Origin of the sequence: Paraburkholderia sp. LEh10, from assembly GCF_017814945.1 — a bacterium.
Lineage (GTDB): Bacteria > Pseudomonadota > Gammaproteobacteria > Burkholderiales > Burkholderiaceae > Paraburkholderia.
In genome coordinates this window covers 127,051-139,086 of record NZ_JAGIPX010000003.1, presented here as the reverse complement: position 1 = coordinate 139,086, position 12,036 = coordinate 127,051, and the positions used below count along the sequence as shown (strand labels likewise).

At 65.7% G+C, this 12,036-nt stretch carries 14 protein-coding genes; 3 read left to right on the top strand and 11 right to left on the bottom strand.

Translation table 11 applies throughout. The features are described 5' to 3' along the window. Positions 1 to 9: 9 nt before the first annotated feature. The 9 genes from J8I87_RS03565 to J8I87_RS03525 form a co-directional block, all read right to left on the bottom strand. The gene (locus J8I87_RS03565) at positions 10 to 279 is read right to left on the bottom strand and encodes a DUF493 family protein (RefSeq protein ID WP_209930072.1); all 270 of its coding nucleotides are present in this window, start codon (positions 277 to 279) and stop codon (positions 10 to 12) included. 90 nt (positions 280 to 369) lie between these two features. Continuing rightward, a complete protein-coding gene (locus tag J8I87_RS03560; protein ID WP_209930071.1) occupies positions 370 to 1,596 on the bottom strand; it encodes a D-alanyl-D-alanine carboxypeptidase family protein in 1,227 nt (408 codons plus the stop codon). Positions 1,597 to 1,969: 373 nt separating this feature from the next. Then, entirely contained in the window at positions 1,970 to 2,626 is a 657-nt protein-coding gene (locus tag J8I87_RS03555; RefSeq protein WP_209930070.1) for an alpha/beta hydrolase, read from the bottom strand. Between the two features lie 46 nt (positions 2,627 to 2,672). After that, positions 2,673 to 2,996, bottom strand: coding sequence for a (2Fe-2S) ferredoxin domain-containing protein (locus J8I87_RS03550; protein WP_209930069.1), 324 nt, complete (start codon positions 2,994 to 2,996; stop codon positions 2,673 to 2,675). Positions 2,997 to 3,163: 167 nt separating this feature from the next. Beyond that, positions 3,164 to 4,324: a VanZ family protein gene (locus tag J8I87_RS03545; RefSeq protein ID WP_209930068.1), complete on the bottom strand. Its 1,161-nt coding sequence runs from the start codon at positions 4,322 to 4,324 to the stop codon at positions 3,164 to 3,166. 30 nt (positions 4,325 to 4,354) lie between these two features. Beyond that, positions 4,355 to 4,981, bottom strand: a complete 627-nt coding sequence (locus J8I87_RS03540; RefSeq protein WP_209930067.1) for an ABC-type transport auxiliary lipoprotein family protein — start codon at positions 4,979 to 4,981, stop codon at positions 4,355 to 4,357. An 18-nt stretch (positions 4,982 to 4,999) separates the two neighbouring features. Beyond that, on the bottom strand, positions 5,000 to 5,962 hold the full coding sequence (locus J8I87_RS03535; RefSeq protein WP_209930066.1) for an MlaD family protein: 963 nt from the start codon (positions 5,960 to 5,962) through the stop codon (positions 5,000 to 5,002). Positions 5,963 to 6,113: 151 nt separating this feature from the next. Beyond that, positions 6,114 to 7,004, bottom strand: a complete 891-nt coding sequence (locus tag J8I87_RS03530) for an ABC transporter ATP-binding protein (RefSeq protein ID WP_209930065.1) — start codon at positions 7,002 to 7,004, stop codon at positions 6,114 to 6,116. Beyond that, entirely contained in the window at positions 7,001 to 8,140 is a 1,140-nt protein-coding gene (locus tag J8I87_RS03525; RefSeq protein WP_209930064.1) for an MlaE family ABC transporter permease, read from the bottom strand. The genes J8I87_RS03530 and J8I87_RS03525 overlap by 4 nt, the downstream gene beginning before the upstream one ends. Positions 8,141 to 8,298: 158 nt before the next feature. Here J8I87_RS03525 and J8I87_RS03520 point away from each other — a divergent pair, with 158 nt between their 5' ends. From J8I87_RS03520 to J8I87_RS03510, 3 genes are read left to right on the top strand one after another with little or no spacing between them, the layout of a single operon-like run. Then, positions 8,299 to 9,204 carry a biotin--[acetyl-CoA-carboxylase] ligase gene (locus J8I87_RS03520; RefSeq protein WP_209930063.1) on the top strand — a complete coding sequence of 302 codons (906 nt, stop codon included), beginning with the start codon at positions 8,299 to 8,301 and terminating at the stop codon, positions 9,202 to 9,204. Next, positions 9,201 to 10,076 carry a type III pantothenate kinase gene (locus J8I87_RS03515; protein WP_209930062.1) on the top strand — a complete coding sequence of 292 codons (876 nt, stop codon included), beginning with the start codon at positions 9,201 to 9,203 and terminating at the stop codon, positions 10,074 to 10,076. Before J8I87_RS03520 ends, J8I87_RS03515 begins: the two co-directional genes overlap by 4 nt. Before the next feature lie 39 nt (positions 10,077 to 10,115). Beyond that, positions 10,116 to 10,355, top strand: a complete 240-nt coding sequence (locus tag J8I87_RS03510) for a hypothetical protein (protein WP_209930196.1) — start codon at positions 10,116 to 10,118, stop codon at positions 10,353 to 10,355. Positions 10,356 to 10,403: 48 nt separating this feature from the next. Here the strand turns inward: J8I87_RS03510 and rfaE2 are convergent, their stop codons facing one another. Beyond that, positions 10,404 to 10,886 (bottom strand): D-glycero-beta-D-manno-heptose 1-phosphate adenylyltransferase, encoded by a 483-nt coding sequence (gene rfaE2, locus J8I87_RS03505; RefSeq protein WP_209930061.1) that lies wholly within the window; start codon positions 10,884 to 10,886, stop codon positions 10,404 to 10,406. 192 nt (positions 10,887 to 11,078) lie between these two features. Further along, the gene (locus J8I87_RS03500) at positions 11,079 to 11,951 is read right to left on the bottom strand and encodes a ferritin-like domain-containing protein (protein ID WP_209930060.1); all 873 of its coding nucleotides are present in this window, start codon (positions 11,949 to 11,951) and stop codon (positions 11,079 to 11,081) included. Between the last annotated feature and the right edge of the window lie 85 nt (positions 11,952 to 12,036).

Below are 12,036 nucleotides of genomic sequence, written 5' to 3'. Positions count from 1 at the left end.
CAAAGTGCGTTACAGCACCACTTTCACCATCGGATGCCCTGTCAGCGCCCGATAGATATCGTCGAGATGCTCGCGATTCAACGCGCGCACCGTCACCGTCAGGCCGGTATAGTTGCCGCCGCTCGACGGCCGCACCTCGACACGCGCCGCATCGAAACCGCCGTCGAACCGGCGGATCACCTCGACGATCGTCGTCTGGAAATCAGGGTGCGATTTGCCCATCACCTTGATGGGGAAATCGCACGGAAAATCGATCAATGATTCGTTCACGGGACTCATCCTCGGCTCCTGTATTCATCGCACGCAATCACATCCATATGATTGCGCGCGGACAAAAAGCAAGCCGCAGACTTTCTCCTTCCTGCCGGCTTACTTCTTCTTGTTGAACATCAGCATCATCGAATCCCAAACGCGGCCGACGATGCCCGCCTGCGGCACGGCCTGCAGCGCGACGAGCGGCACCTGCGCGAGGGTCTTGCCGTCCGCGACGAACTTCACGCTGCCCACCTGCTGGCCTTCCGCGATCGGCGCGATCAGCGGGTCGGTGTGGTCGACCTGCGGCTTGACCTTGTCGGCCACGCCCTTCGGCAGCGTGATGTACTGATCGCTCTTCACGCCGAGCTTCACGGTGTCCTGCGAGCCCTTGTAGACACGCGGCGTCTCGATGACCTGGTTGGCCTTGTACAGGCGCACTGCGTCATACGCGGAGTAGCCGTAGTTCAGCATCTTCAGGCTGTCCTGCACGCGGTCGTGCTCCTTCTGCTCACCCATCATCACCGACACGAGACGGCGCGACGCATCCGGCACGCCCGGCAGCGGACGCTTCGCGCTGGCGATCAGGCAGTAGCCGGCCGCTTGCGTGTGACCCGTCTTCAGGCCGTCGACGGTCGGGTCGATCCACAGCAGGCGGTTGCGGTTCGGCTGCTTGATCTTGTTATACGTGAATTCCTTGACGGAAAAGATGTTGTAGTAATCCGGGTAGTCGCGAATCAGACGCGCGGACAGGATGGCGAGGTCGCCGGCCGTCGTGTAGTGCTGCGCGTCGGGCATGCCATTTACATCGGCGAAATGCGTGTTTTTCATGCCGAGCTTTTGCGCTTCCGCGTTCATCAGGTTGACGAACTGCGATTCGCTGCCGCCGACCAGCTCCGCGAGTGCGATCGCCGCGTCGTTGCCCGACTGCACGATCATGCCGTAGACGAGATCGTGAACCGTGACGGGCTTGTTCGCCTCGATGAACATGCGCGATTCGTCGTTCCTCACGCGGCGCACGGCTTCGCTCGGATTGATCGTCTGATCCATCGTGATCTTCTTCGCCGACAGCGCTTCGAACACGAGATAAGCCGTCATCAGCTTGGTCAGCGACGCCGGCTCGACTCGCTCATCCGGGTTGGCCGAAGCGAGCACCTGGTTGCTGGTCGCGTCGACGAGCACCCACGAGCGCGCGTTCACGCCTGGCGGCGGCACCTGCGCGAATGCGCTGCCCGCGACGAGCGCGGCGGGCAGCGCGAGACCTAGCGCGAATTTTCTGGCAACGGATTGCGGAACGAAAGAAGCGAGGCTTTGACTGAAAAGGCCGGGTTTCGAAAAGCGCATAGGATGGATTCGGGCAGAAGGTTGTTCTGGTTGCGCACGGAAGCGCAGTTCGATGAATCGCGCGATGCCCGACTCGCAGCGCGGCCGCGCACGAGCGGTGCGGCGCCCATTTGACTGCTCGTCAGACTGTCACGCGGTCGGTTCGCGCAGCGCGCCTCGCATCTCGCGCCGAATCCGCCGCCATGAACTCACGAGCAAGGCGATTCGATCCACCAGACGGGCAACGCTGCGCCCAAAAAAAGAGCGCTCATTATACGCGGCGCTGCCTGACAATTTGCTCAACGTCACGGAGTTTTTCCCGCATTTGCGCGGCTTTTTTGCGACATGAGCGGCACGCGGCCGCTCATGTTTCGAGACCGCGCGCGCGACGGACTCACCGCCACGCGTCGACGATGATGCGCTTCAGAATATGCAGCTTGCGATGCAGGAAGTGCTCGGCGCCGGGAATCACGATGACGGGCAGTTCCTGCGGGCGCGCCCAGTCGAACACCGACTGGACGGGCACGGTATCGTCGGTTTCGCCGTGAATCACGAGCGTGTTTTCCGGCACGGGCGCGACCTCCCAGCGGCTCGCCGCCGTGCCGACGAATACCATCCGCTCGATCTCCTGCCCCTCTTGCGCGAGCCGCGCGGCGACGTGCGACAGCACGAAGGTGCCGAACGAAAAGCCCGCGAGCACGAGCGGCAGATCGGCCTGGCCGGGCTGCGCGCGCATATGGTCGAGCACGGCGCGCAGGTCGTCGCGCTCGCCGATGCCCGCGTCATGCGTGCCTTGCGTTTCGCCTACTCCGCGAAAATTCGAGCGGTAGGTGACGTAGTTCAGCTGGACCAGCGTGCGCGCGAGCGTCTGCGCGACCTTGTTGTCCATCGTGCCGCCGAAAAGCGGGTGCGGATGCGCGACGAGCGCGATGCCTCGCGGCGCAAAGCGCGCATCGCCGCCCGATTCGCGGCTGGCGTCGGGCGCATCGACGGCGACTTCGATCTTGCCCACCGGGCCGTCGATCAGATACTTCTTCGTGTGTACGTTCATCGTGTATGGGGTCGCTGTGAATCGCGAGGCATGGCGATAAAGCGGATCAACGGTCGATCAGAAGACGCTCGACGATCTTGCCGTTCGCGAGATGAGAATCGACGATTTCGTCGATGTCGCTCTGGTCGACATACGTGTACCAGACGCCTTCGGGATACACGACGATCGTCGGCCCCTCCTCGCAGCGGTCCAGACACCCGGCCTTGTTGATGCGCACCTGGCCGGGACCGGCAAGGCCGAGCTGCTTCACGCGTTTCTTCGCGTATTCCTGCATTTCCTGGGCGTTGCAGTTCGCGCAGCAGGGACGCGCCGCGCCCGGCTCGCGCTGGTTCAGACAGAAAAAGACGTGGTACTTGAAGAAGGAATCCATGATGACTGGCGTGTGAAATCCGTTGATGATGCGCCGTGCGCGAACGGACGGCGCGTGCGAGCAGGCTGCAAGGTCCCGTCGATTATAGCGAGCGGCATCCGGCGACGCAGTCCACCGTGGTTGTGCCTGCATCCGGCATCGCGACGCACGCGCCGCGCGACGCGATCTCAGACGCCGGAGCCTCGTCTTTTCGACAGCAACGCGCGTTCCATCGACAGCGCGACCCACACGAGCGCCGCATATGGCCACATCCACGCGAGCCAGCGCGCGAGGCCGTTGAAATGCAGATAGCGGCCTTGCCGCCAGTCGGCCAGCACGACGTCGAAATATGGATTCACGGGCAGCAGATTGACGAACACGAGCGACACGGCGAGCGCCGTCGCGGTGAGCGCGGCCCGCGTGCCGCGCGGCAGCTTCAATGCGAGCAGCATCGCGACGCAGCCGCTCGCGAGCCCGATCAGCGCGCCCGGCGTCGCCCAGTTGAACGCGAGCCCCGATTGCGACTGCAGAAACGTCGCACCCGCTTTCACGAACAGCGTCGCCACGACGAACGCGATCAACAGGCGCACGCGCGGCGCGCGCTCGCGCATCGGCAGCGACGCGAGCGCGCCCGCCGCCAGCAGGTTGAGCGCGGTGATGACGGCTTCCCATCCATCGTCGGGCATCCAGGAAGCGACCCTCGCGGGCCACGCCGGCACGTGCCACGCGGCGGGCGTCCACGCGAGGAGCGCGTCCTGCATCGCCGAATCGAAGCGCAGCCACAACTCGCGCGGCCACGAGCCGAGGCCGAACAGCAGCGGCGACGGATACATCGTCGCAAACGGCCACAGGCCCGCGAGACCGATCGCCGCCGCGCTGTCGCGCTCGAACCAGAGAAAACGCACGCGGCGCAGCATGCCGCGATCGAGCAGCGCACCCGTCAAAGGCGACATCAGCGTCGCGCCGAGCAGCGCGCCAAGCGCGTTCGCCGCGAGATCGAGGTTCGACGCGACGCGCGTCGGCAGATAGGTCTGCACGGCCTCCATCACGCCCGACAGCAGCGTGCCGAGTCCGAACGCGAACGCCACGGCAATCGCGCCGCGCCAGCGCGGATACACGGCCAGCACGACGAGCGCGCCGAACGGCATGTAGCCGAGCACGTTCGTCACGACATCGAAGGCCGTCAGATACTGCGGGAAAGGATCGAACAGATAGGCGAGCGGCCCGATGCCGAGCGAGCGCCAGCCATGGAACGGATACCACGATCCGTAGACGATCAGCGCCGCATACAGCGCCAGCGCCTGCCTCGCGAACGCCGACGGCCGGCGCTGCCACGGCTTGTCACGCATGCAGCGCTCCCATGACGGGGCGGCCAGGCGTCATTGCTGCGCGACGAGCGCCTGCACGCCGAGCCACGCGGAGATTTGCGCGACGAGGTCGTCGGTGGCGGCAGCGAGTGCGCGCGCGCCGCCCGCCGCGTCGGCCGAACTCGCCGGCGCGCGCGCGATGAACGTGCGCTGCCCGACCACCTTGCCGTCGACGAACAGCGTCGTGCGCGCCGTGACGGAGCCGTGGCTTTGGGACTGGCCGTCGAAGTCCTGTTCGAACTCGTCGAGATCCACTTTCAGCACGGGCGCGCGCACGCCGTCGCCGCCCGTGAGCACCGTGCCCCGCGACGACAGCGCATTGCGCAGCCGCTGCGTCACCAGTTGCGCGGGCGGCATCGTCCAATGGCTGTTCGCGTACGAGGCCGTCTGCTGCGAGTCCGCAAACGAGAGGCGATAGATGAGATTGTCGGAACCGAGCGTGGCGGGCGCCGAGACTTCGAGCACCTTGATGGCCGGCATCGTGCCCGTGCTCGCAGGCAGCGGAGCCGGGCCGAGGTCGTAGCGGATGTCGGCGAGCGCGGCGGGATTGCCCGCGCAGCCGGCCAGCACGCCGAGCGCGAGCAGCGTTGCAGCGAGCGCGGCGCGAGTGGTGAAGAGACGGTTGATCGAGCGTGTCATGCTGTGTTCCTTTGAAATTCATTTCGCCGCATGGGCTGCGGGCCACACGAAGCCTGGCTCGCCGGGACCGGGCGCGGCGCGCGGCGCGCCGAACAGCACGCTGTTGGGCGTGGCGCTGAACGTATCGGCGGCGCGATCGACGGAACGCACGGCCGAGCGCACGTCCTCAGCCAGCGAATTGACGCGCGGCAGCGTCTCGTAGCCGACGCGCGCCGAAATGTCCTGCAGCGTCGCGTTCATCGAAGTCAGCGCATCGCCTGCCTGCTGCGCGGCCGTGCCGACCTTGTTCAGCGTGCCTTCGAGCGGACCGTCAGGACGATTCAGGTTGGTGATCATCCGGTTCGTCGACGCGAGCGTCTTGTCCAGCTGGTTGAGCGTGTCAGGCAGCTTGCCGACGGCGGGACCCATCTGCGCGGTGAGCGTCGCGACGCCGTCGGCCGCGTGCTGCAGGCTCGCCGCCGTCGCCAGCAACTGGTCGCGCATCTCCGGCGACAGCACGGCATCAACGTCGCGCACGGTCTTTTCGAGCTGCCGCACCAGCACGTCGCCGCGCGCCTGCAACTGGTCGAACAGGCCAGGACGCATCGGCAGTTGCGCGACATCCTTCGCGGACGACGCGAGCGGCCTCTGGTCGCGCCCCGTGTCGTCGAGCTGGATGAACGCAAGGCCCGTGACGCCCTGCAACCCGAGACTGCCAAATGTCGAATGCGTGATCGGCGCGTTCTTGTCGACCAGGATGCGGATCAGAATCTGCCCCGGATGCCCGCGATCGAACTTGATCGATTGCACCTTCCCGACGTCGAGGCCGCGATATCGTACCGCAGCATCCGGATACAGGCCTGTGACATTGGTCCGTGCGATCAGATCGAAAGGGATGCGCACCGACCTGTCGACGTTGAACAGAAACGCCGCCGCGCCGATCGCAACCGCCATCACGACGGTGAAGAGCCCGGCCCAGAAGGCGTGGGATTTGTTTTCCATTGTCAGGTTCCCTCGTTCGCAGCGATTTTGCGGCCGGTCCTGCCACTGTCTTTGTCACGGCGCGCTGCTCGCCTGCTTTGTGCGCGCCCGTCCTGCCCGCTAGCGCGACGCCGCGCGCGCCTATCGCACAGATCGCGCATGGCTGCTGCGCTCACAGCGCGGTACGCAGCGGAATCGCTTCCGCCGCGGGCTCCAGCGCTTCCGGCGGCAGCTTCGCGCGCCGCTCCGGTGACAATCCCTGCAACGCGAGCCGCCCGCGCAGCCCGAGAAAATACTCGCGAATGAATGGGTGATCGACGCCCGCCACTTCCTCGACGGGCGCAGCCACCACGATCTTGCGGTCGGCGATCACCGCGACGCGCGTCGACAGTGCAACCATCGTGTCGAGATCGTGCGTCACCATCACCACTGTCAGGCCGAGCGCACGATGCAGCGCGCTGATCAGCTCGACGAATTCGTCGGACGCCTGCGGATCGAGGCCCGCTGTCGGCTCGTCGAGAAACAGCAGTTCAGGCTCCAGCGCGATCGCGCGCGCGATGCCCACGCGCTTGACCATCCCGCCCGACAGCGCGGCGGGCATCTTCGATGCGTGCTTGCACGGCAGCCCGACCATTTCGAGCTTCAGCATCACGATGTCGCGCAACAGGTCTTCTGGCACCTTGCCGAGCTCGCGCAGCGGCTGCGCGATATTGTCGAACACCGACAGCGACGAAAATAGCGCGCCGTGCTGGAACAGCATGCCCGAGCGCACGCGCATCAGCCGCGCTTCGTCCTTGTCGAGCTCCGACATGTCCTCGCCGAACACCTTGATGGTGCCCGAGGTCGGCTTCTCGAGCCCGAGAATCTGGCGCATCAGCGTCGTCTTGCCCGAGCCCGAGCCGCCGACGATCGACACGATCTCACCGCGCCTCACATCGAAGTCCAGATGCTGATGGACGATGTTGCGGCCGTAGCGTTTGGTGAGATTGCGCACCTCGATCACGGTTTCCGCGATCTGCGGCAGCGGCTGGTCCTTTACGGCGGTAGTGAGCGGCGCGATCATGACAGCCCCACGTTCTGAAAGAGAATGGCAAACACGGCGTCGGCGAGAATGACGATCGTGATCGACGTGACAACCGAGGTCGTCGTGCCCTCGCCGAGGCTCTGCGAATTGGCCTTGATGCGAAAGCCGAAGTGACAGCCGACGATCGCGATCAGCATGCCGAAGACCATGCCCTTGCCGAGGCCGATCCACAGGTTCGCGACGGGCACGACGCCCGGCAGTGCGCGCGCGAAGTACGACATGTCGATCTGCAACACGAGCTTCGCGGCAAGCGCGCCGCCCGCCAGCGCGACGATGTTGGTCCACATCACGAGCAGCGGCATCGCGAGCGACAGCGCCACCACGCGCGGCAGGATCAGACGCAGGCCGTGCGGAATGCCCATCACGCGCATCGCGTCGAGTTCTTCCGTCACGCGCATCACGCCGATCTGCGCGGTGATCGCGGAGCCGGAGCGTCCCGCCACCAGGATCGCGGACAGCACCGGGCCGAGTTCGCGCAGCACCGACATCCCGAGGATGTTCACGATGTACTGGTTCGCGCCGAACAGCCGCAACTGCTGCGCGGACAGATAGCTCAGCACGATGCCGATCAGGAACGCGACGAGCGCGGTGATGGGGAGCGCCTGCGTGCCCGCGGCATAGACGTTCGCCGAAATCTCCTTCCACGGCGCGAGCTTCGGATTGCGCGCGACGGCCAGCAAATCGAGGATCACGCGCCCGAACATCGCGACACCGCCATACAGATGCTCGAACAACGCGAAGATGCCGAGGCCGAGCTTCGTGAACGGATCGAAGCGGTCCACGGGCTCCGGGTTCTCGCGCGCGGTGTCGAGCAGCGCGATGCGGTCGAAAATGTCGCGCTGCGTGTCGTTGAGCGCGACGAGATCGGTGGGCAGCCTGTAGCCCCACACGCGCCACAGCGCCTGGCCTCCCACATGGTCCATCCGTTCGATGTGCGACAGATCCCACTGCGCAACATGCGCGCGGCTGTCGACCAGTTCGCGCAGACGCGGCAGCGCCCTTCCGTGCAGGCGGTCGCGTGCGAGGGCGAGTGCGGTCCACTGCCCGGACAGTCGGACGATCTTGCCCTTGCTGCCTGCCGCGACTTCGAGGCCGGGAGGAGTGTCGTAGTTCAAGGATCGCTGGATGTGGTGATCGGATTAACGGGCATTGTAACGAAGCCATCGATAAAGGGCCGTGGTGGTATGCCCGCTGCTGGTGCCGCGCGATGCGCAGGCACGGGGTGGGTAATGTACCGATCACGATGACAGACTGAGTGGCTAAAATACGCCTCATGAATACCCCTACTTCACCTGCCCCCTCGGGCGACTGGCGGATCGACCGGCAGCGCGCCGTAGCGCTGTTCGGACCGGCCGCGAACGACTGGCCGATCGAGATCGTCGAAGAGACGGGCTCGACGAATGCCGACCTGATGGCGCGCATGAAGGCGCTGCCGCGCGAAGCGGGCGCGCTCGCGCAACCCATCGTGCGAGTCGCCTATCTGCAGACGGCGGGACGCGGCCGCCGCGGCCGCACCTGGTATGCGGAACCGGGCAACGCGCTGCTGTTTTCGGTGGCCTGCGTGCTGCCGAGGCCGCTCGAAGGACTCGCGGGCCTCAGTCTCGCCGTGGGCGTCGCGCTCGTCGACGGCTTGCGCTCGCTGCCCGTCGCGGGTCCCGGCCAAATCGCGCTGAAGTGGCCGAACGACGTGCTGCTCGAAGGCGACAAGCTCGCTGGCATCCTGATCGAAACGGCATGGAGCACACAGGACGCGAGCGCCGTCGTGATCGGGATCGGCACGAACGTGAAGGGTGCGGACGAACTGGCCGCGAAAGTCGATGCGCTCAATGCCGACGTGCCACGCGCTGCACGCGGCGCCGCACCGACGGCGCTATCGCGCGCGCTGCCGAACGCGAACCTCACCGATACGCTCGCCGCCGAACTCAACGCGCTCCAGCCGGCGCTGCAGCGCTTCGGCGCCGAAGGCTTCGCACCGTTCCGGCAGCGCTGGAACGGCTGTCACGCGTATGCGGGCCGCGACGTCGTGCTGTTCGAGCAGGGCGTGGAGACGGGGCGCGGCGTCGCGGCGGGTGTCGACGATCTCGGGCAATTGCTGCTCGATACGCCGTCCGGCCGGCAGGCCATCGCGACGGGCGACGTGTCGCTGCGTCTCGCGGACGAAGGAAGCGGCGCTGCATGAGCGGCGACCCGTTTCTGCTGATCGACGCGGGCAATAGCCGCGTCAAGTGGGCGCTGGTACACGCCGATGGTACACAGACGCACTCAGGCGCATTCTCGCACGGCGGCCAGCTGGTAAAGGGAACAGGTGATCCTCTGCAGTCAAGGCATGAACCGGATTGGTCCGCGTTACCCGCGCCTGCTTCTGCATGGTTATCGAATGTCGCTGGCGACGCGGTCGCGCGCCGCATCGATGCATTCATCGACAGACAGTGGCCCGGCCTGTCGCGCACGACGATCCGCTCGGCCGCGCGGCAATGCGGCGTGACGAACGGCTACACGACACCGACTCAACTGGGCAGCGACCGCTGGGCGGGTATGATCGGCGCGCGCGCCGCGTTTCCGGGCGAGCCGCTGCTGATCGCGACCTTCGGCACGGCGACGACGCTGGAAGCGCTGAACGCTGACGGCGTATTCGTCGGCGGCCTGATCGCGCCGGGCTGGTCGCTGATGATGCGCTCGCTCGGCGAGCACACCGCGCAACTGCCGACGCTCGACGCAAGCGCCGCGCGCGATCTGCTCGCACACGACGCCGCCGGCGCGAGCCAACGCGAACGCGCAAAGCACGCCGCATGGCTCGCGACCGATACGCCGCGTTCGTTGTCGACGGGCTGCGCGCTGGCGCAGATCGGGCTGATCGAGCGGATGTGGCGCGATCTGCAGGACGAATGGAAGACGCCCGTGCGGCTCGTCGTGAGCGGCGGCGCGGCGGGGGAACTGGCGCTAGGACTCGGCGTGCCGTACACGCGCCACGATTCGCTCGTGCTGGCGGGCCTTGCGCTGATCGCCGCAGAAGCGTCGGCCGCGCCGCCGACGGGCAGCCGCGCGGCCTGACTGCCGGGACACTGAACAAGCAAGCTGGAGACCTCAATGATGCTGCGCTGGCTAGTCGCTTTGCTCTTTCTCGCCAATATCCTCGCGTTCGTCACGATGCGCGGGCTGTTCGGCCCGTCGCCGGCCGCGGGGCCGCGCGAGCCGAATCACCTGAACCGGCAGATCCACCCGGAGCAACTGCGTGTGCAGCCGATGTCGTCGGCCGACGCGGCCGATCTCGCCGTCGTCGGCGGCCCGGCTCCCGTTGCGCCTGTCGCGGCTTCGGCGCTGGCGCAGTAAGGCGAAAGATTCAAACCAGCGCGCTCGGGCGAGCGCGCTGCGCGTCGCTCAGCCTTGAGCGCGGACTTTCTTCAGCAGCGCAGTCGTCGAGCGGTCGTGCTCGAACGGGATCGCCAGCGCTTTGCCGCCCCAGCCGCGCACGAGGGCGGATTCGGGCAGCTTGTCCATGTCGTAGTCGCCGCCTTTGACTAGCACGTCGGGACGCAGCGCCCCGATCAGCGCGACGGGCGTCTGCTCCTCGAAGCGCACCACCCAGTCGACACTTTCCAGCGCGGCCAGCAGCGCCATCCGGTCGGCTTCGTTGTTGATCGGCCGGTCGTCGCCCTTGCCGAGCATGCGCACCGATGCGTCGCTGTTCACGCCGACGATCAGCGTCGCGCCCAGCGCCTTTGCATCCGCGAGATACGTGACGTGCCCGCGATGCAAAATATCGAAGACGCCGTTCGTGAACACCACGGGGCCCTTCAGCGACGGACGAAGTTGAGCGAGGGCATCGCGTGTCGTGAGCTTGCGTTCGAAGGTAGCGGCCATAGGAGAAGTCGTTTAAGGGGGCTTGGGTGTCTTTGAGCGTTGCGGCATCGGCCAACGGTTGATGCAAGGCCCGTGCGGCGACAATGCAAGCAAAGAAACATCGATAAGAAAACGGCCCGGCGGGTTCTCACCTGCCGGGCCGTTGCGTTCCGGTGCCGCGCGTCGGGCGTTCCCGAATGCGCGCCGCCCTCATCAGGCCGGTTGTTGCTGCGCCGGCTGGTCAGTCTGCAGTCGCGCGACCACTTCCTTGCGATAGCGGTTCAGTTCCTGCGCCGTCGTGAATGAGCGTTCGAACAGGATCGACAGGTTGTGGAGAATGCGCTCGACAACCTTCTTTTCCCAACCGTCGTCGAAACGGATCTGCTCGTCGAGCCAGCGTTCGAGCCATTCCGGATCGGGCAGACGCGACTGGACGGTGTCGCGCGGGAACAGCGACTGGTTCACGTGCAGGTTGGTGGGGTGCAGCGGCTTTTCCGTGCGGCGCGCGGAAGCCATCAGCACGCCGATCTTCGCGAACGCTGCGCGCGCGCCGTCGCCGAAATTGCTCAGCGCCTTCTTCATGTAGCGCAGATAGGCGCCGCCATGCCGCGCTTCGTCGCGCGAAATGGTCTCGTAGATGGCCTTGATGACGGGCTCGGTATGCCATTCAGCCGCGCGGCGATACCAGTGGTTCAGGCGGATTTCGCCGCAGAAGTGCAGCATCAGCGTTTCGAGCGGCGGCGCCGGATCGAATTCGAAGCGCACCGCATGCAGTTCTTCTTCTGTCGGCACGAGTTCCGGCTTGAAGCGGCGCAGATACTCCATCAGCACCAGCGAGTGCTTCTGCTCTTCGAAGAACCACACGCTCATGAAGGCGGAGAAGTCGCTGTCGTGGTGGTTGTCGCGCAGGAACATTTCTGTGGCGGGCAAGGCCGACCATTCGGTGATCGCGTTCATCTTGATGGTCGCCGCCTGCTCGTCGGTAAGCAGCGACGCGTCGAATTTGTCCCAGGGAATGTCCTTCTCCATGTCCCATCGAACGGATTCGAGCGATTTGTAAAGTTCCGGATAAAGCATGGTGTTCATAATCCCACCCCTGTTCTGCGCAAGGCGACGTCTGTTATCTGTTGCTACTTGTGCTGCCGACATACGGGAAAATTCCGAATCTTCG

Coding starts and splice junctions, on each gene's coding strand:
- J8I87_RS03565 (WP_209930072.1), bottom strand. CDS start 279: ATGAGTCCCGTGAACGAATCATTGATCGATTTTCCGTGCGATTTCCCC.
- J8I87_RS03560 (WP_209930071.1), bottom strand. CDS start 1,596: ATGCGCTTTTCGAAACCCGGCCTTTTCAGTCAAAGCCTCGCTTCTTTC.
- J8I87_RS03555 (WP_209930070.1), bottom strand. CDS start 2,626: ATGAACGTACACACGAAGAAGTATCTGATCGACGGCCCGGTGGGCAAG.
- J8I87_RS03550 (WP_209930069.1), bottom strand. CDS start 2,996: ATGGATTCCTTCTTCAAGTACCACGTCTTTTTCTGTCTGAACCAGCGC.
- J8I87_RS03545 (WP_209930068.1), bottom strand. CDS start 4,324: ATGCGTGACAAGCCGTGGCAGCGCCGGCCGTCGGCGTTCGCGAGGCAG.
- J8I87_RS03540 (WP_209930067.1), bottom strand. CDS start 4,981: ATGACACGCTCGATCAACCGTCTCTTCACCACTCGCGCCGCGCTCGCT.
- J8I87_RS03535 (WP_209930066.1), bottom strand. CDS start 5,962: ATGGAAAACAAATCCCACGCCTTCTGGGCCGGGCTCTTCACCGTCGTG.
- J8I87_RS03530 (WP_209930065.1), bottom strand. CDS start 7,004: ATGATCGCGCCGCTCACTACCGCCGTAAAGGACCAGCCGCTGCCGCAG.
- J8I87_RS03520 (WP_209930063.1), top strand. CDS start 8,299: ATGAATACCCCTACTTCACCTGCCCCCTCGGGCGACTGGCGGATCGAC.
- J8I87_RS03515 (WP_209930062.1), top strand. CDS start 9,201: ATGAGCGGCGACCCGTTTCTGCTGATCGACGCGGGCAATAGCCGCGTC.
- J8I87_RS03510 (WP_209930196.1), top strand. CDS start 10,116: ATGCTGCGCTGGCTAGTCGCTTTGCTCTTTCTCGCCAATATCCTCGCG.
- rfaE2 (WP_209930061.1), bottom strand. CDS start 10,886: ATGGCCGCTACCTTCGAACGCAAGCTCACGACACGCGATGCCCTCGCT.
- J8I87_RS03500 (WP_209930060.1), bottom strand. CDS start 11,951: ATGAACACCATGCTTTATCCGGAACTTTACAAATCGCTCGAATCCGTT.